This is a genomic window from Flavobacterium crocinum (assembly GCF_003122385.1).
In the GTDB taxonomy this organism is placed as follows: domain Bacteria; phylum Bacteroidota; class Bacteroidia; order Flavobacteriales; family Flavobacteriaceae; genus Flavobacterium; species Flavobacterium crocinum.
In genome coordinates this window covers 206733-224600 of sequence record NZ_CP029255.1, presented here as the reverse complement: position 1 = coordinate 224600, position 17868 = coordinate 206733, and the positions used below count along the sequence as shown (strand labels likewise).

The following is a 17868-nucleotide window of genomic DNA, read 5'->3' as shown; positions in this document are numbered from 1 at the left end:
GGGCTATTATCTTTTTTATTCCTCAGTTTCTAAAGCACGATTAATAAAATGATTCAAAGGTTTTAGAGCAATTAGTTTTTTACTCATTTTAGAAACGAAATCTTTCTGAGTTACTTCAGCAATATCATAAGGTTGAGTTGCTGTAAAACTTTTCAGTTTTAAAAACTCCATTGCAGGGTGGTCTTTTTCGTAACCTCGAGGCATGCTTTTTAGTGAATTGTTTTCGTTTATATCTAAGCTTCCAAATTCCTTTTTGAAATCTTTGTTGTTTAGGATTTCTTCTAAATCATCGTAGAAAAAAGCAATTTCCTTACGGACTTTTTTCAGGTCTTCTGGTTCTGGAGAATAAAATCCGCCGGCAATAAAACTGGCTCCTTTTTCGATGTGAACATAATAACCCGCACGATTGGCGCCTTTAGCTCCTGCTGAAAGCCAAACTCCTAAATGTGCTTTATAAGGAGATTTGTCTTTTGAAAAGCGAATATCACGATTGATTCTGAAAGTACAATTTTTAACTTCCAATAATTCTAAAGAAGGATCAAGCGGTTTCATAGCATCCAGAAAGTCACTTACTAGTTGATGATAATCTTTCTTGAAAATTTCATAACGTTTTTTATTGTCCTGAAACCATTCCCTGTTGTTGTTCTTTTTTAAATCGTCTAAAAATTGCAATGATTCTTTCGCTAACATATTCCTTAATATTATTTATTGCGTTATTTTTTAAGTTTAATTCAGGCTAATTTAATGATTTCTGTTTTGGGATTAGTCCTAAAAGCTGATACAAATTAGATCAATTTTCAGAAATGAAGAAATTAAAGATTAAATATCTTATATGTTTGATGCGTCGATTTTACAATCGCTTCTGTTCTTTCAGGATGTGTATCAGAAATAAAGAGCTGTCCAAAGGTTTCGCTGTTTACCATTTCTACAATTTTGGCAACGCGCGTTTCGTCCAGTTTGTCAAAAATATCATCAAACAATAAAATAGGTTTAACGCCACTCTGTTTTTTCAGAAATTCAAATTGCGCCAGTTTTAAAGCAATCAAAAAAGATTTCTGTTGTCCCTGCGATCCGAATTTTTTTATCGGATGCGAATCGATTTCAAAAGATAAATCGTCTTTATGGATTCCAACCGTGGTGTAATGCAGCGCTCGATCTTTATTGATGTTTTCCTGTAAAAGTGTTAGTAAATCTTTTTCAAACAAATGACTTTCGTACACCAATTGTACAGATTCTTCCGATCCTGTTATCGTTTGATGGTGTACATTAAATATAGGTATAAATTGTTCTAAGAAAGTTTTTCGTTTTTCAAAAATCGATTTTCCGTATTCATTCAATTGTTCATTATATATAGATAAGGTATCATTGTCAAAAGTATGGTTGAGAGCAAAATATTTTAAAAGTGCATTTCGCTGTACAATCACTTTTTGATATTGAATAAGCTGATGCAGGTATGTTGAATCTAATTGCGAGATCACACTGTCCATAAATTTACGACGTGTTTCGCTTCCTTCAATAATTAAATCCCTGTCGGCAGGCGAAATAATTACTAACGGAATAAATCCAATATGATCAGAGAATTTATCGTAGGCTTTTCCATTTCTTTTTAAAACCTTCTTTTGTCCTTTTTTTAAACTGCAGACAATTTGTTCTGTTCTCTCGTTTTTTTCGAGTTCGGCATCAATAACAAAAAACTCTTCGCCATGTTTGATATTTTGAACCGCCAGCGGGTTAAAATAACTTTTTCCGTAAGCCAAATGATAAATAGCGTCCAGGACATTGGTTTTTCCGATGCCGTTTTTACCCACGAAACAATTGATTTTGATGTCGAAATCAAAACTTGCTTCAGAAAAGTTTTTGTAATTGAATAAAGAAATTTTGTTAAGATGCATTTTCAGAGACTCCGGGTATAAAAATTACTGTTTTTGAACAGTAAAAATTTGAGGGTGCAAATTACCGAAAATTATCGATATAATTGGCTTTGGGAATGTTTGGGACTAATTTATTTTACCACTTTTGCAAAAGTACTATCGAAAGGCAAAAATATTTCTTTTTAAAATAGTGATAAAATTGAAATTTTTTACCTCAGTTTCAATAAAAATTTTATTTTTGCCGTTCACTAAATAAATTTTAAATGGCAACTTACAATAAAAGAGGATATAAGACACCAAAAGAAAAGGAAGTTAAAGAGGTTACTGAAGAACAACAAGTGATTATTGACGAAAAAGACAGTACTACAGCTGGAGTTTTTTCAAAGTTAGATGAGACGGCTTCAAAAACTGAGGATTGGGTGGCTAAAAATCAAAAAATCATTATTGGTTTAGTGGCTGGTATTGCTGTTGCTACAATTGGATATTTGGCTTACCAAAAATTCATTGCGACTCCTAAACAAGAAGAAGCTGCAAGTGAAATGTTTGTTGCACAACAAAACTTTGAAAAAGCAGTAAATGGAGTTTCCAGCGATTCATTATTTAAATTATCATTAAACGGTTCAGAAGGTAAATTCGGATTTATTAAAATCGCTGACGAATATTCCGGAACAGATGCAGGAAATTTAGCAAACTATTATGCTGGTATGGCTTACCTAAATACAGGTAAATTTGACGAAGCTATTAAATATTTAGGTGAATTTAAATCTGAAGACGCAATCTTAAGTGCTTTGGCTAAAGGTGCCACAGGAGATGCTTATTCTCAAAAAAACAATCAAAAAGAAGCTTTGTCTTATTATATAAAAGCTGCAGAGTCTAACAAAAACGATTTTACTACTCCTCGTTTCTTGTTAAAAGCTGGAAAAACAGCGCTGGCTTTAGGACAAAAAGAAGAGGCACTGAAATATTTTAACGATATTAAAGATAACTACGATAGTGCTCCGGAAGCTGCATTTGTTGATGCTTTGATTGGATTAGCGCAATAAAAATTTTAGACTTTAGATTTAAGATTGTAGATTTGTAGTTAAGAATCTAAATTCGAAAATCAAAAATCTAAAATATTACAGATGGCTACTGAAAATAAAAATCTATCAGAATACGATAAAAACACAATCCCAAATGCGAAAGACTTTCGATTTGGGATTGTTGTTTCTGAGTGGAATGATACTATAACAGAAGGACTTTATAATGGTGCTTTTGATGCTTTAATTGATTGTGATGTTCCTGCTCAGCAAATTATCCGTTGGAATGTTCCTGGAAGTTTTGAATTAATTTACGGAGCAAAAAAAATGCTTCAGACTCAGAATGTTGATGCCGTAATCGTAATTGGATGTGTTATTCAGGGAGAAACCAAACATTTTGACTTTGTTTGTGAAGGCGTTACGCAAGGAATCAAAGACTTAAATGTTCAAACGGATATTCCGGTTATTTTCTGTGTTTTAACAGATAATAATATGCAACAATCAATTGACAGAAGTGGCGGAGTTCATGGGAATAAAGGAACTGAAGCGGCGATTGCAGCAATCAAGATGGCTTACATTCGTCAACAGGCTTCAATATCACACGCTTTTAATCAGCCGTTGCTGACTTCGGGTGCACTTCAAATTGAAGATTCTCCAAGAAAAATAGAGAACGAATAAAACACTTTTGTTTTAAAAATATTTAAACCTGTACTGTGTCATAATGGTATAGGTTTTTTTGTTTTTTTTATGATACCTCTTCTTCCAAAAGACAATCAAAATTCACTAAATTTGTACTTCTTGGTTTATAAAAACTAATCTAAAACTTTAAAACTATTTTTGCTTAATGTCGAGTATTATTCAATTGCTTCCTGATCACGTTGCTAACCAAATTGCTGCTGGAGAGGTGGTTCAAAGACCCGCTTCAGTTGTAAAAGAATTGTTAGAAAATGCTGTTGATGCCAAAGCAACTGACATTAAATTGATTATAAAAGATGCCGGTAAATCGCTGGTGCAGGTTATCGATAATGGTGTTGGAATGACCGTTACCGATGCCCGTTTATGTTTTGCCCGTCACGCAACTTCCAAAATCCGTCAGGCGGAGGATTTGTTTTCGCTTGGAACAAAAGGTTTTCGTGGAGAAGCTTTGGCTTCTATTGCGGCGATTGCGCACATGGAAATGAAAACCAAACAAGAACAGGATGAGTTAGGAACGCATATCGTAATCGAAGGAAGTAAATTTGTTTCGCAAGAAGTAGCCGTTTTGCCAAAGGGAACTTCATTTGCTGTTAAAAATTTATTTTACAATATTCCGGCGCGCCGTAATTTCTTAAAGTCAGATACAGTTGAATTCCGTCATGTTATGGATGAATTTCAACGTGTAGCATTGGCACATCCTAATATTCATTTTAGTTTTTATCATAACGGAAGTGAGATGTATAATCTTCCCGCTGCAGGTTACCGTCAGAGAATTGTAGGGATTATGTCTGGTAAAACCAATGAAAAACTGGTTCCGGTAAATGAAGATACTGACATTATTAATATTCAGGGATTTGTTTGCAAACCTGAATTTGCGAAGAAAAACAGGGGAGAACAGTTCTTTTTTGTAAACGATCGTTTCATAAAAAGTGGTTATTTGCATCATGCGGTTATGGCGGCTTATGAAGGATTGTTGAAAGACGGTTCGCAACCAAGTTATTTCTTATATCTGCAGGTTCCGCCAAATACAATCGATATTAATATTCATCCAACTAAAACAGAAATTAAGTTTGATGACGAATCGGCTCTGTATGCTATTTTGAGAGCTTCGATCAAACATAGTTTAGGGCAGTTTAATGTTGCTCCGGTTTTAGATTTTGATCGCGATGCCAATTTAGATACGCCCTATCATTATAAAGATGTAGAAGTAGGAATTCCAACCATTCAGGTTGATGGTACATTTAATCCTTTTACAGATGATAAAACCAATCAGCATTATACTAAATCGGGTTCAGGATCAGGTTCCGGAAGTTTTAGTTCTGGATCTTCGTCGTCTTCCTATTCGGGTTCTGGATCAAGTTCAGGTTCAGGTTCTTCTTATTCCGGATATTCTAAAAGAGTAGAGCCAACGGCAAGCTGGGAAAGTTTGTATGTTGGTTTAGATACCGAGAGTCCTGAAAGTATAGAAAGTTCTCCTTTTACATTCGAAAATGAAGAAGTGACTTCTTCTTTGTTTAATGATGATGAAGTAGAACAAGCTACTCAAAAAACGTATCAGATTCATAAAAAATATATTGTTTCGCCAATTAAATCAGGAATGATCATTGTGGATCAGCAGCGTGCACATCAACGTATTTTATATGAGCAGTTTTTGTTAAATATGACTGTAAATCAAGCGTCGAGTCAGCAATTGCTTTTTCCTTTAGATTTGTTTTACTCGGCATCAGAAATGAAACAAATTGAAGAGTTAAAACCGTCTCTGGAAACAACCGGATTTGTTTTTGATGATTCAAAAACAGAGCATTTAGTAGTATCGGGAATTCCAGTTAATATCACAGAAAGTGAAGTGTCTCTGGTAATCGAACAATTATTGAGTGATTTGCAAGATGGAATTCCGGCAAATAGTTACAGTCAAAATGATACTATTGCCAAATCGATGGCTAAAAGTTTAGCGGTTAAAACAGGATCTTATTTAACCGAAAAAGAACAAGATAATTTAGTGAACGGTTTGTTTGCTTGTAAAGATCCAAATATTTCACCTTTTCAAAAACCTACTTTCATTACCATGCGTGTGGAAGATATAGATAAAAAATTTGCTTTATGATGAATATGACTCCAGTGGTTAAACAACTGCTAATTATTAATATTATATTTTTTATTGGTTCTCAGTTAGTGCCAATCTCTTATGAATATTTGGCAATGTTTTTTCCTGAAAATCCAAGTTTCCAGGTTTGGCAACCTATTACTCATATGTTTATGCATGGCGGGATTATGCATATTGCATTTAATATGTTTGCATTGGTTTCTTTTGGATCGGCTTTAGAACATTTTTGGGGAGGTAAAAAGTTTTTGTTTTTTTACATCTCATGCGGTTTAGGTTCGGCGTTGCTTCATACGGCGGTAAATTATTACTTTTTTGAAGATACAATTAATATTTTGACGGCAAATGGTTATCATAAAGCGGATATCTTAAATATTTTAAGTCAGGGAAAAATAGATACCAGATGGCAGACTTTGGTAAATCCGGCCCAGTTTGAAGGTTTTACAAGTGCTTATATAGGGACTGTTGTGGGAGCTTCTGGTGCTATTTACGGTTTGCTTACTGCTTTTGCTTTTATGTTTCCTAATGCTGAATTGGCTTTGATGTTTATTCCAATTCCTATAAAAGCAAAATACTTCGTTCCGGGGCTTCTGTTAATTGATTTGTTTTTAGGAGTAAAAGGAACTTCGCTCTTTGGCGGTGGCGGTACAGGAATTGCACATTTTGCGCACGTTGGAGGTGCAATTACCGGTTTTTTAATGATGTGGTACTGGAAAAAAAATCAGTTTAATAACAACCGTTGGAATTAATTTTTAACTTTAAGTTTAAATTCTAAAACCAAAAGAAGTTTCTATGAATATCCTGGACGATTTAAAATTACAATATAGATTGGGAGGTATAGCTATGCGTGTTATGTATTGGAACATTGCGTGCTTTATTGTTTCTTTGATATTTTTCTATCAATTTTCAATTGGTCTTTTTGATTTTCCGAACTGGATTGCTTTATCATCAGATCCGCAGGTTTTTATGTTTAAGCCTTGGACTTTTTTAACATATGCTTTTTTTCACGACGGATTTCTTCACCTGTTATTTAATATGATGGTGCTTAATTTTGCCAGTCAGCTTTTTTTAACCTATTTTACTCAAAAACAATATTTGGGATTGTATCTTTTAAGTGCCATTTTCTCAGGGATTGTTTTTGCTTTGAGTTTTTATGTATTAGGAACTGCAGCTTCAATAGTTGGTGCATCGGCGGCTATAATGGCAATTTTAGTTGCCGCAACAACTTATTCTCCGTTAATGAATGTTCGGCTGTTTTTATTCGGAAATGTAAAACTCTGGCATATTACCGCTGTAATTTTAGTTTTAGATTTAATGCAGTTTCGCCTTGGAAATACCGGCGGACATATTTCGCATCTTGCAGGTGCTTTGTTTGGCTTTATTTATATTAAACTACTACAAAATGGTACCGATTTGAGTATCATCGTTTCTAAAACATTAGATTTCTTTGTTAATCTTTTTAGAAAATCCCCAAAGACCCCATTTAAAAAAGTTCATAAAAATTACAAAAAACCTACAGAAAAATCTACATCAAGAATTGTTACGAAAGACAAAACACAACAGCAAATTGATGAGATTTTAGATAAGATCAGCCAGTCTGGTTATGATTGTCTGACTAAAGAAGAAAAAGAGTTTTTATTTAAAGCTGGAAAATAAACTTGTAGGAAATAAATATGAAAAACCTTTCTTGGTTTAATAAAATAATGTTCTTTTTGAATATAGTCCTGACTGTGCTTACATTTAGCGTCTATATTCTTCCGTTTTTAGCACCTAAGAGCTTTCCGCTTTTATCGGTGCTTACTCTGTTTATGCCGGCCTTTTTTGTTGCTAATGGACTGTTTTTTATCTACTGGGGAATTCAGTTTAAAAAACGCCTTATTTTGTCCGGTTTGGTTTTGCTTACCGGAATCACATTTATTAGTAAATTCTATAAATTTTCAGCTAAAGAATATGTGAAGGACGAAAAGGATTTTTCTGTAATGAGTTATAACGTACGTCTTTTCAATGTTTTTAAATGGCTGGATCGTGATGATATTCCTGCAAATATTAAAACTTTTATAGACGAAAAAGATCCTGATATTTTATGTATTCAGGAATATTCTAATTCGGCGCATTTGGATTTAAAAGTATATCCGCACCGTTATATTTTTATAGATGGGAAGAAAATAAAAACAGGTCAGGCTATTTTTTCGAAGTTTCCTATTATCGACGAAGGAAAGATTGTTTTTCCGAAGTCGGATAACAATGTTGTTTATGCCGATATTAAACGTGGAAAAGATGTTATTCGTGTTTATAACATGCATTTACAGTCCATTAAGATATCTCCGGATGTAAGCGAAATTTCGGATGATATTGACAATGTAAACCAGAAGAAATCACAACGAATTTATGCCAGGATCAGTAAAGGGTTTACACAGCAACAAGAGCAGGCGGAAATTTTTAAGGAACATATTAAAAAATGTAAATACCCAATAATTATTTGTGGAGACATGAATAACAGTCCATTTTCTTATGTGTACAGAAGTATCAAAGGAAAACTTAAAGATGCTTTTGAAGAGGCAGGAGAAGGCTTTGGAGCGACTTATAAATTTAAATATTATCCTGCCCGAATTGACTACATTTTTACAGATTCTAAAATGAAAGTAAAACATTTTGAGAGTTTTTCTGATTTCGAAAATTCAGATCATTATCCTATCATGACCAGACTTTCAATAGATCAATTTTAGATTAATTTTTGAGTCTTTAAATAATCCATCGAGAATTTACCTTCATTAAAAAGTAAATCCAAAACACTTAAATTATTAATGAATCCATGTTTGTCATCAAAAACCTGAGTATATTTTTCAAAAGAATTAGCATCTTTTTTTCCATTTGCTAAATATCTGAAATCAGCAAAATCAGGTGTTTCGTGGAAATATTCAGTTGTTTTTCCGAATTCAAATTTCATGCGAAGACATTTTGTTACAATGTCTAAAACTTCGAAATTTAAATCCATTAAAAAAGAGTGTTTTTTCTCAAAAACAGGAACGATATCATCTTCAAAGTATTCGAAAAAAGGAGAGCTTCTGTAAGCAGCTTCTAAAGACTTAAAATGCTGTTTTTGCCAGTCAAATTCATTTTCAATCAAAATGTCTTTTGTTTTTTGATGTGCTTCTTTTGAATGCTTAACGGGAATATTTAATAATTGAATTCCGTTTGGACTATAGATATAGGTTCTGTTTCTATTAGTCTGTTTCTGAAAATTATCTTCCATTTCAAAAGTAATTTTGTCAGATTGTGCAATTACAGCAAAATGACTAATAGAAGGAAAATAAGTAGGAAGTATTAAGGAATTCATTTTGTTTTGTTTCAGGTTTAAATGTTTCAGGTTTCAAGTTAACGTTAAGAACGTGAAACTTGAAACCTGAGGCAAAAATAACTTTTTTTTAATTATGCTTTATTTTCTCTTCTTTTTCTCCAGACAAAATCTCCAACGAAATATAGGGCAAGAGCAATTAAGAAATATTTAAAGTAAGATTGCGGCTGACCTTCGCCATCGACAGTAGTGAAAACTCTGCTCCAGCGAATTTTGTTGATGCCTTTTCCGTTAGTATCCCAGCTCATCCAGATGAATACCGGTTTTCCAACAATATGATTTTCCGGAACATAACCCCAGTAACGACTGTCTTCAGAGTTATGGCGGTTATCTCCCATCATCCAGTAATAATTTTGTTTGAAGGTATAAGTTGTCGCAGGTTTCCCGTTTATTATAAACTTAGAACCTTGTAGCTCTAATTTATTTCCTTCGTAATTTGTGATGATTTCTTTGTAAAATGGAAGCGATTCATTGTTTAAAGCAACCGTTTTTCCAGCCTCAGGAATATAGATTGGTCCCATATTGTCCTGACTCCATTTATTGATATGCGGGAAAATTCTATTGTCATTTGTTCTGTCAATTTTACGAATTACTGCAGTAACACCAGGAGTGTTTTTGAATCTTTCTGCACCAGCTTCAGTTAATGCACCTAAATAAAGTGTATCTCTTTTTTCTGATGTAAAGCCAGCTGCATCTGTGATGTCTAATTCTTTGAATAAACTTTCAAAATCGATTGGAGTTTTTCCGTCCAGTGCTACAGAATAAGAATATTGTGGTTTTGCTCTTTCAGGAAGAACTAATTTTTGTCCGTTAATGAATACATATCCATCTTTTATAGATAAACTATCTCCAGGAATACCTACACATCTTTTTACATAGTTTGATTTTTTGTCGATAGGCTTGATTACACCTGGTCTTCCTTTTGGTTCAAAGAAATAATGAACTGTATCGACAGGCCAGTTAAAGACAACAATGTCACATCTTTTTATTTTTTGAATAGCAGGAAGTCTGAAATAAGGCAATTGAGGCCAGCTTAAGTAAGATTTTCTCTTAGTTAAAGGAATAGAGTCGTGAACCATTGGTAATGCTACCGTTGTCATAGGGACTCTTGGGCCGTAGTTTATTTTGCTTACAAAAAGGAAATCACCAATCAGCAAAGATTTTTCTAAAGATGAAGTCGGAATTGTATAAGGTTGTACAACATAAGTGTGTACTAAAGTGGCAACGATAATTGCAAAAAGTAATGAGCTTACGGTATCTGCCGTTTTGTTTTCAGGAGTTAAGCTACGATCCTTGCGATACTCTAATTTTTGGGTGTAATTTACATAATAGATGTAAAATCCCAGAGTAAAAAGTCCTAAAATGGTGTCTAAAGTAGATCTTTTGTTAAATGTTCTTAAGGTTTCTACCCAAACAACCGGGAACATAATCAGGTTGATAATTGGAATAAAAAGTAATAATGTCCACCAGGTAGGGCGTCCAATAATTTTCATTAAAACAATCGAGTTGTATACCGGAACAGCAGCTTCCCAGCTTTTTCTTCCCGCTGCCTGATACAGTTTCCATGTGCCAAGAAAATGAATGATCTGTACAGCTAAGAAAAATACGAACCAAGAGTAAAGTGTCATAATAATGTATTTTAAGTTTCAAATTCAGGTTAAAGTATCCTGATTTTTATCAATTTATTGTAAGTTTAAAACATCTTTCATGCTGAAAATTCCTTGTTTTCCTGCAAGCCATTCAGCAGCGATAACAGCTCCAAGTGCAAATCCTTCACGATTGTGAGCGGTGTGTTTAATTTCGATGCTGTCAATAGCTGAATCGTAGTTTACAGTATGTGTACCTGGAACTTCTCCAATTCTTTTTGCCTCGATATGAATTTGATTGTTTTTTGCTTCTTCTAATGTCCATTCAGAATAGTTGCTGTTTTCAATAACGCCCTGAGCAAGAGAAATCGCTGTACCGCTTGGTGCATCCAGTTTGTGAATGTGATGAATTTCTTCCATTGAAACTTTATAAGAATCAAATTGCTTCATGATTTTTGCCAGATATTCATTCAGTCCAAAAAAGATATTTACTCCCAAACTAAAGTTAGAACTTGAAATAAAACCTCCTTTTTTCTCGTTGCAAAGTGCAATCATTTCGTCATAATGTTCTAGCCATCCTGTTGTGCCTGAAACTACAGGTACATTGGCATTGAAAGCAGCAGAAATGTTGCTTACCGCAGCTGATGGAACACTGAAATCTATGGCAACATCGGCTGTTGAAAGTCCGTCATAGGTGTTAAATTCATCCTTTTTTAAAACTATTTCATGACCTCTTTCTAAAGCAATTCTTTCAATTACTTTACCCATTTTTCCGTATCCTAAAAGCGCAATTTTCATTATGATTATTTTTTTGTTTTTTAAATAGAATTGAATCTATTAAAATGTATAATTAAAGGTTAGTCCGACGTTTGGTTTAAATGTTACATCGGCGGGATAAATTTCAGGACGCATTGATAGTCTCTCGTTTACGTTAAACTGAATCAAAGCGGCGTCAACGTTGGCATCTATTATATTAAGAACATAAAAGCCAACAACAAACAAAGCAGATAAATCTCTGTTTCTTTGGTAAAATTTCTGTCCAGCTATAAGTCGGCTGTTGTCAAGAAAATCGTATTTGCCACCAGTTCCTGGGCCATAGCCTTCGAGTCTTCGTTTGTATTCGTCTCGATAATCGTGGTATTTTTTATTGTTATCTATGTAGAAATACAAACTGGTTCCAATTGCTCCGTAAACCAATGGGATTTTCCAGTATCTTTTGTTGTATGCTTGACCTAAACCAGGTAAAATAGCAGAATAAAACGCTGCTTTTGCTGGTGTAAGGGGGTCTATTTCTTGTAATGCAGTGGTGTCTTTTACGACCAAAACCGTGTCTTTTTTTACCTGGGCAAAAAGAGAAACGGTTCCTGTTAGAAAGAACAATAGACCAATGGGGACAATTTTATTCACTATCCGTTTATTAATTTTATAATTCTGTTAAAGTCGGCCTCGGAATTGAAAGGAATTGTGATTTTTCCTTTACCGTTACCTGCGACTTTTATATCAACTTTCGAACCAAAATAATCGTTGAAAGTATTTTTTTGAGTTTCTCTCACTTGAAATGCAGAATCTGCTTTTGGTTTTCCCTCTGCTTTTGCCGGAACACCTTCGTGATAATTTTTTACCAAAGCTTCTGTCTCACGAACAGATAAATTCTGACTTACAATTTTTTGGTAAATATCTGTCTGAGCTTCTAAGTCGTCGATATTAATAATTGCACGACCGTGTCCCATACTGATAAAACCGTCACGAATACCAGTTTGAATAATTGGGTCTAGTTTTAAAAGACGCAAGTAATTTGCAATTGTTGAACGTTTTTTTCCAACTCTTTCACTCATTTGTTCCTGAGTTAATTGGATTTCGTCAATTAAACGCTGGTATGAAAGTGCAATCTCAATTGGGTCTAAGTCATGACGCTGAATGTTTTCAACCAGTGCCATTACCAAGGATTCGTTATCGTTTGCAATTCTTATATAAGCAGGGACAGTTGCCAGTCCTACTAATTTAGAAGCACGAAGACGACGTTCTCCTGAGATTAACTGATATTTATTGAAATCTAATTTACGAACAGTAATAGGTTGAATTACACCAAGTTCTTTAATAGAAGTGGCTAATTCGCGTAAAGATTCTTCATTAAAATTGCTTCTAGGCTGAAACGGATTTATTTCAATGGCACTTATCTCAAGTTCAATGATATTTCCAACAACCTTATCAGCATTTTTGTCTTCTACTGATTGAATGTCGTTTTCCGGATCTTTTAATAAGGCAGATAATCCTCTTCCTAAGGCTTGTTTTTTAATTACTTTTGTCATAAAAACTATTTACTGTTTTTCTTTATAATTTCCTGAGCTAAATGAATGTAGTTTACAGCACCTTTACTGGTTGCATCATAATTAATGATACTTTCACCAAAACTTGGAGCTTCACTTAATTTTACATTTCGCTGAATTACAGTGTCAAATACCATGTCGTTAAAGTGTTTTTGAACCTCTTCAACAACCTGATTAGATAAACGTAATCTTGAATCGTACATAGTTAATAGTAACCCTTCGATGTCAAGATCAGGATTGTGTATTTTTTGAATACTCTTAATTGTGTTCAATAATTTTCCTAATCCTTCAAGTGCAAAATATTCACATTGAATAGGAATAACTACTGAATCTGATGCAGTTAAAGCATTCAGGGTTAACAAACCAAGAGATGGCGCGCAGTCGATAATGATGTAATCATATTCTTGTTTCGCCTCTTCTAATGCTTTTTTAAGCATATACTCACGGTTTTCTTTGTCAACCAATTCAATTTCGATCGCAACAAGGTCAATGTGAGCAGGGATCACATCTACGTTTGGAGCTGTACATTTTAAAATGGCTTCTTTTGGTGTTACGGTATGCTCAAGAATTTGATAAGTTCCAGTTTCAACTGTTTCTACATCAATTCCAAGACCAGATGTAGCATTGGCTTGAGGATCAGCATCAATTAATAATACTTTTTTTTCTAGAACACCTAACGCCGCTGCAAGATTTACTGATGTAGTAGTCTTTCCAACGCCTCCTTTTTGATTAGCAATAGCAATGATTTTGCCCATTTATTTTCTGAATTTTGAACCGTAAAAATACAATTATTTATGGTTTTTGAAAATCTATTTTGTTAACATTTAAGAAAGTTTGGTTATCCGTTGTTTGGTGGGTGTTTACAGAAATTTATTTTGTTTTCTATTGAAAATATTAACGAAGATTCGTTCTGTTTGTATCTGTTTTTTTGTCAGTTCCGGCAAGTTTGTAAAATTGGAAGAGTTTTTTGTACTGATTTTTTGCTTGAAGATTTCAAATTCTATTTGGTGTGCAATTAATGTTTGTTTTAAAAAAAAACTTTCAGAAGATTCTCTTAACTCGGTTTTTTCAATTTAGATATAAATCTTAGAATAGTGGATTTTTTCTTAAAATAAATAATCACAGATAAAAATCCCATTTGAAAAAGTATGAAATCTCTTGTATGTGGTCTGTTTCCGTTATTATAAGTTAAATAGCGGGACTTTGTATAGTTTTTGATGAGAAAATAGAGACTAAAAACGGACTTTTAGATTCAGGATTATTCCTATTTTGGGCTTCTTTAAAATTACTGTTATTACAAACTATCAAACCACAAAAAGGAGCATTCTTATGAGTAAAAAAACGATTTCAACAGTTACAGCATTTGCATTTTTGCTGTTTTTATGCAGTTTTGTTTCGCCTCATTTTTCTGATGAAAAAAAACTGGAAGAAAAAATAGAGAGTAAAATTGTTTATAACAAAAACAAACATAGTATAACTTTATCATGGGCAGCTTTTGGTTCTTCAGGAAATTATGTAATTACAAGAGGAGGAAGTCGCTTAGCATCAGAATTTGTAGAGGTTGGTTCCACTTCCAGACTTACATTTACAGATAACAAACCTAATCAAAATAAGTATGAGAACTATTATAAAATCACCCGGAGTTCTGTAACTATTATTATTTCGCTGGAAAATCAAATTTTTGGCGACAATGTTTATTTCTATGACAGAAAATATGAAAAGGCGGAAACAGCAAGAAATGAAATTAATTCGCAATTTGCTGCAATTGGTCTAGGAGGAGCAAATGGAGAATGGACCACAAAACGACAGGCCTATTATTTTAAACCAAATGTTAAGAATCAAACGTATGATTCCGGTGGATCAGGTTCGGCTTCTTCGGTCGAAGCCAATTCGATAGAATTAGGGTTTTATTCTCATATTGGAGGTTTAGGTAAAGTGCCGTCAGCAGTAAAACTAGGAGCTGTATTTACCAGACCTCATCTTTCGGGAGGTGCCAATGCTACTTGTACTTTTTGGCGTTCTATCGAAAATGTTGCCGTAATGCGTGATTTTGCATGGACAGTTTCACAGTCCACCAGCGCTCGAAGAATGCTTTTGGAAAGTACTTCAAAATATATTTCAGATATTGGAAATACTAATTTTTGGGGAAGCGGAGGTTTTATTGCTGATGCTCACTATACCTCAACAAGGCCAAACTGGGGAGGACAGCAGCAATGGTACACAAGGAATGCTGTTTTTCCTTCGGGATCCGGAGCGATGGGCGGTTCGTATAATATGGTTTGGCAGGGCTGTATAAACCCTCCCCAGGCTGATGATGTCAATTCGCCAATTGCAACTACACCAATTATCAGGGAGAAACCTTTCTTGTTTATAGGTGATGATGGGGAATATAAAGTTTTTGTTCCGGCTTGGCAGAAAGAGAGAGTAGGAGTTTCATGGTCGTCAACGGATATGGGAAAAGGGGAGATTCAGGATTTGCTTACCAATTGGTATGTTAGTAAAGAAGGAGATACAGATGTGGAAATTAATGCAGCATTAAAAGCGGGTAAAAATATATTTTTCACTCCCGGACATTATGCATTGAATGCTCCCATTCAGGTAAACAGAAAAGAGGCTATACTTCTTGGTGCCGGTATTGCTTCGGTAACACTGGAGCCGACAGAAAGGAATACGTGGGGATGTATTTATGCTGATGATAAAGACGGAATTATTATTGCCGGACTTCTTATGGATTCATTTAATAGTACAACTTATCAGGTTAGAATTGGGAATGATGAAGTAAAAAAAGATCATTCGGCAGATCCAATATTATTGTCGGATATCACCTGCAGAGTAGGCGGGGTTCAGTCAAAGAATATTCAGATACAGGTTTCTATGCAGATTAATAGTAATAATGTGGTTGGAGATCATTTCTGGTTATGGCGTGCTGATCACGGTTCGCAGAAAGGTGGCGATGCACGTTGGACAAGAGACAGGTGTAAAAACGGACTTATAGTTACCGGAAACGATGTTACGTTATATGGATTGTTTACAGAGCACTATCAGGAATATGAGGTTTTATGGCTCGGAGAACGTGGCAGAACTTTTTTCTTTCAGAACGAACCTCCATATGATGCTCCAAATCAGGCAAGTTGGAGTAGTCAGAATGGAAGGGTTGAGGGTTATGCCGCATTCAAGGTGGCTAATACAGTAAAAGAACATCGTAGTATTGGAATGGGATCTTATGCTGTTTTTACAGGAACTGATGGAAAAGTGAATAAGAAAAATGGTTTTGAAGCTCCTAATAGCCCAAATGTAAAATTGGAAAAAATGTGCATTACCCGTTTTGCAGGACCAGGTAATATCCAAAATGTAATAAACAGTACTGGTGGAAGTACTGCAACCGGTGCAAAACGTGTGATTTCATATAATAATGGTGAAGGTATTCAGCCTTATGATGAAGAATTTACTTTGCCAAATAATGAATCTTATCCTGTTTACATTAAAATGGATAAATAGATTAAGATATGGTTTTTTAAATAGAGCCCGTGGTTTCAACCACAGAAGTACATTATAATATAACGATACGTTTCCCGTGGTTGAAACCACGGGCTATGTTATGTATTGATCCGAAAAACATAGAAGTTGGAATTAAAACAAAAAAGCCGAACATTTCTGTTCGGCTTTTGTCGGGGTGGCAGGATTCGAACCTGCGGCCTCCTGCTCCCAAAGCAGGCGCGATAACCGGGCTACGCTACACCCCGAAGATGTATTTGTAATACTGCCCGAAAGCGGATGCAAAGATATAAATAAATTTCATTTACAAAAGGAAAAAATGAAAATAAATAAAACTTATTTTGACATAGTTATTTAGGATTTATTTTAACCCTAATTTTTTATAATAAAGTTTACATTTGCAACTCAAAAAAACTATAGATACTATGTCAAATACAATTGAAAAAATTAAATGCCTTATTATAGGTTCTGGTCCTGCGGGCTATACTGCGGCGATTTATGCGGCCAGAGCAAATATGAATCCAGTATTATACCAAGGAATGCAACCTGGTGGTCAGTTGACCACAACTAATGAAGTTGAGAACTTTCCTGGTTATGTTGATGGAGTTACAGGTCCGGAAATGATGATTCAGTTACAAGAACAAGCAAAACGTTTTGGTGCTGATATTCGTGACGGATGGGCTACAAAAGTTGATTTTTCCGGAGATATTCATAAAGTTTGGATTAATGATTCTATCGAGTTGCACTGTGAAACTGTAATTATTTCTACAGGTGCTTCAGCTAAATATTTAGGATTGCCATCAGAACAACACTATTTAAATATGGGTGGAGGAGTTTCTGCATGTGCGGTTTGTGATGGTTTCTTCTACAGAAATCAGGATGTTGTAATTGTTGGAGCTGGAGATTCTGCTTGTGAAGAAGCACATTACTTATCTAAACTTTGTAAAAAAGTAACGATGTTGGTAAGAAGCGAAAAATTCAGAGCTTCTAAAATTATGGAAGAGCGTGTTCGTAAAACTGAAAATATCGAGATTTTAATGAACCATGATACTGTTGAAGTTTTAGGAGATAACAATGTAGTTCATGCTATTAAAGCTTTAAACAAAACTAGTGGTGAAACAATCGAAATTCCTGCAACCGGTTTCTTCGTGGCAATTGGACACAAACCAAACACAGATATCTTCAAAGATTACATCACTCTTGATGAAACTGGTTACATTGTAAATACTCCGGGTACATCTAAAACAAATGTTGGTGGTGTTTTCGTAGCAGGTGATGCTGCAGACCATGTGTACCGTCAGGCAATTACTGCTGCAGGAACTGGATGTATGGCTGCATTGGATGCTGAAAGATATTTGGCTTCTAAATAATAAACCATTATAGTGTTCAGTTTTCAGTTGGATAGTTTTCAGTCTGAA

General features: G+C 34.5%; 16 protein-coding genes and 1 tRNA gene. 8 read left to right on the top strand and 9 right to left on the bottom strand.

All coding sequences use genetic code 11. The features are described from left to right. Positions 1-15: 15 nt before the first annotated feature. Both HYN56_RS01095 and recF read right to left on the bottom strand, forming a co-directional pair. Positions 16-690 (bottom strand): DUF2461 domain-containing protein, encoded by a 675-nt coding sequence (locus tag HYN56_RS01095; protein ID WP_109190501.1) that lies wholly within the window; start codon positions 688-690, stop codon positions 16-18. Positions 691-812: 122 nt separating this feature from the next. Beyond that, positions 813-1892 (bottom strand): DNA replication/repair protein RecF, encoded by a 1080-nt coding sequence (gene recF / locus HYN56_RS01090; protein ID WP_109190500.1) that lies wholly within the window; start codon positions 1890-1892, stop codon positions 813-815. 242 nt (positions 1893-2134) lie between these two features. Here recF and HYN56_RS01085 point away from each other — a divergent pair, with 242 nt between their 5' ends. From HYN56_RS01085 to HYN56_RS01060, 6 genes are all read left to right on the top strand, one after another. After that, positions 2135-2914 (top strand): tetratricopeptide repeat protein, encoded by a 780-nt coding sequence (locus tag HYN56_RS01085; RefSeq protein WP_109190499.1) that lies wholly within the window; start codon positions 2135-2137, stop codon positions 2912-2914. Positions 2915-2995: 81 nt separating this feature from the next. Further along, positions 2996-3568 carry a 6,7-dimethyl-8-ribityllumazine synthase gene (ribH, locus tag HYN56_RS01080; RefSeq protein WP_109190498.1) on the top strand — a complete coding sequence of 191 codons (573 nt, stop codon included), beginning with the start codon at positions 2996-2998 and terminating at the stop codon, positions 3566-3568. A gap of 166 nt (positions 3569-3734) precedes the next feature. Further along, entirely contained in the window at positions 3735-5690 is a 1956-nt protein-coding gene (mutL, locus tag HYN56_RS01075; protein WP_109190497.1) for a DNA mismatch repair endonuclease MutL, read from the top strand. After that, positions 5687-6436, top strand: coding sequence for a rhomboid family intramembrane serine protease (locus HYN56_RS01070; protein WP_109190496.1), 750 nt, complete (start codon positions 5687-5689; stop codon positions 6434-6436). Before mutL ends, HYN56_RS01070 begins: the two co-directional genes overlap by 4 nt. 43 nt (positions 6437-6479) lie before the next feature. Further along, complete coding sequence (locus HYN56_RS01065) at positions 6480-7343, top strand: rhomboid family intramembrane serine protease (protein WP_109190495.1); 864 nt, start codon at positions 6480-6482, stop codon at positions 7341-7343. Positions 7344-7360: 17 nt separating this feature from the next. Further along, the gene (locus HYN56_RS01060) at positions 7361-8413 is read left to right on the top strand and encodes an endonuclease/exonuclease/phosphatase family protein (RefSeq protein ID WP_167398260.1); all 1053 of its coding nucleotides are present in this window, start codon (positions 7361-7363) and stop codon (positions 8411-8413) included. On the opposite strand, the gene HYN56_RS01055 is transcribed toward HYN56_RS01060, so the two are convergent. From HYN56_RS01055 to HYN56_RS01030, 6 genes are all read right to left on the bottom strand, one after another. Next, positions 8410-9024, bottom strand: a complete 615-nt coding sequence (locus HYN56_RS01055; protein WP_109190494.1) for a WbqC family protein — start codon at positions 9022-9024, stop codon at positions 8410-8412. The genes HYN56_RS01060 and HYN56_RS01055 overlap by 4 nt on opposite strands. Before the next feature lie 92 nt (positions 9025-9116). Next, on the bottom strand, positions 9117-10670 hold the full coding sequence (gene lepB / locus HYN56_RS01050; protein ID WP_109190493.1) for a signal peptidase I: 1554 nt from the start codon (positions 10668-10670) through the stop codon (positions 9117-9119). Between the two features lie 54 nt (positions 10671-10724). Further along, positions 10725-11426: a 4-hydroxy-tetrahydrodipicolinate reductase gene (dapB, locus tag HYN56_RS01045; RefSeq protein ID WP_109190492.1), complete on the bottom strand. Its 702-nt coding sequence runs from the start codon at positions 11424-11426 to the stop codon at positions 10725-10727. A 39-nt stretch (positions 11427-11465) separates the two neighbouring features. Then, positions 11466-12035 (bottom strand): DUF5683 domain-containing protein, encoded by a 570-nt coding sequence (locus HYN56_RS01040; RefSeq protein ID WP_109190491.1) that lies wholly within the window; start codon positions 12033-12035, stop codon positions 11466-11468. Then, a complete protein-coding gene (locus HYN56_RS01035; protein ID WP_109190490.1) occupies positions 12035-12937 on the bottom strand; it encodes a ParB/RepB/Spo0J family partition protein in 903 nt (300 codons plus the stop codon). Before HYN56_RS01035 ends, HYN56_RS01040 begins: the two co-directional genes overlap by 1 nt. Before the next feature lie 5 nt (positions 12938-12942). Then, positions 12943-13710, bottom strand: coding sequence for a ParA family protein (locus HYN56_RS01030; RefSeq protein ID WP_091496335.1), 768 nt, complete (start codon positions 13708-13710; stop codon positions 12943-12945). A 574-nt stretch (positions 13711-14284) separates the two neighbouring features. Between HYN56_RS01030 and HYN56_RS01025 the strand changes: the two genes are divergently transcribed. Next, positions 14285-16453: a pectate lyase family protein gene (locus HYN56_RS01025; protein ID WP_109190489.1), complete on the top strand. Its 2169-nt coding sequence runs from the start codon at positions 14285-14287 to the stop codon at positions 16451-16453. Between the two features lie 170 nt (positions 16454-16623). Here HYN56_RS01025 and HYN56_RS01020 read toward each other — a convergent pair. Next, positions 16624-16698: transfer RNA gene (locus HYN56_RS01020), tRNA-Pro, on the bottom strand. A 177-nt stretch (positions 16699-16875) separates the two neighbouring features. Between HYN56_RS01020 and trxB the strand changes: the two genes are divergently transcribed. Continuing rightward, positions 16876-17820, top strand: coding sequence for a thioredoxin-disulfide reductase (trxB, locus tag HYN56_RS01015; RefSeq protein WP_109190488.1), 945 nt, complete (start codon positions 16876-16878; stop codon positions 17818-17820). The last annotated feature ends 48 nt before the right edge of the window (positions 17821-17868 follow it).

Bases quoted from the DNA above. Each gene is read 5' to 3' on its own strand.
- trxB (WP_109190488.1), top strand. From the start codon at position 16,876: ATGTCAAATACAATTGAAAAAATTAAATGCCTTATTATAGGTTCTGGT.
- ribH (WP_109190498.1), top strand. From the start codon at position 2,996: ATGGCTACTGAAAATAAAAATCTATCAGAATACGATAAAAACACAATC.
- mutL (WP_109190497.1), top strand. From the start codon at position 3,735: ATGTCGAGTATTATTCAATTGCTTCCTGATCACGTTGCTAACCAAATT.
- HYN56_RS01060 (WP_167398260.1), top strand. From the start codon at position 7,361: ATGAAAAACCTTTCTTGGTTTAATAAAATAATGTTCTTTTTGAATATA.
- lepB (WP_109190493.1), bottom strand. From the start codon at position 10,670: ATGACACTTTACTCTTGGTTCGTATTTTTCTTAGCTGTACAGATCATT.
- HYN56_RS01035 (WP_109190490.1), bottom strand. From the start codon at position 12,937: ATGACAAAAGTAATTAAAAAACAAGCCTTAGGAAGAGGATTATCTGCC.
- HYN56_RS01085 (WP_109190499.1), top strand. From the start codon at position 2,135: ATGGCAACTTACAATAAAAGAGGATATAAGACACCAAAAGAAAAGGAA.
- HYN56_RS01065 (WP_109190495.1), top strand. From the start codon at position 6,480: ATGAATATCCTGGACGATTTAAAATTACAATATAGATTGGGAGGTATA.
- HYN56_RS01025 (WP_109190489.1), top strand. From the start codon at position 14,285: ATGAGTAAAAAAACGATTTCAACAGTTACAGCATTTGCATTTTTGCTG.
- dapB (WP_109190492.1), bottom strand. From the start codon at position 11,426: ATGAAAATTGCGCTTTTAGGATACGGAAAAATGGGTAAAGTAATTGAA.
- HYN56_RS01030 (WP_091496335.1), bottom strand. From the start codon at position 13,710: ATGGGCAAAATCATTGCTATTGCTAATCAAAAAGGAGGCGTTGGAAAG.
- HYN56_RS01055 (WP_109190494.1), bottom strand. From the start codon at position 9,024: ATGAATTCCTTAATACTTCCTACTTATTTTCCTTCTATTAGTCATTTT.
- HYN56_RS01070 (WP_109190496.1), top strand. From the start codon at position 5,687: ATGATGAATATGACTCCAGTGGTTAAACAACTGCTAATTATTAATATT.
- recF (WP_109190500.1), bottom strand. From the start codon at position 1,892: ATGCATCTTAACAAAATTTCTTTATTCAATTACAAAAACTTTTCTGAA.
- HYN56_RS01095 (WP_109190501.1), bottom strand. From the start codon at position 690: ATGTTAGCGAAAGAATCATTGCAATTTTTAGACGATTTAAAAAAGAAC.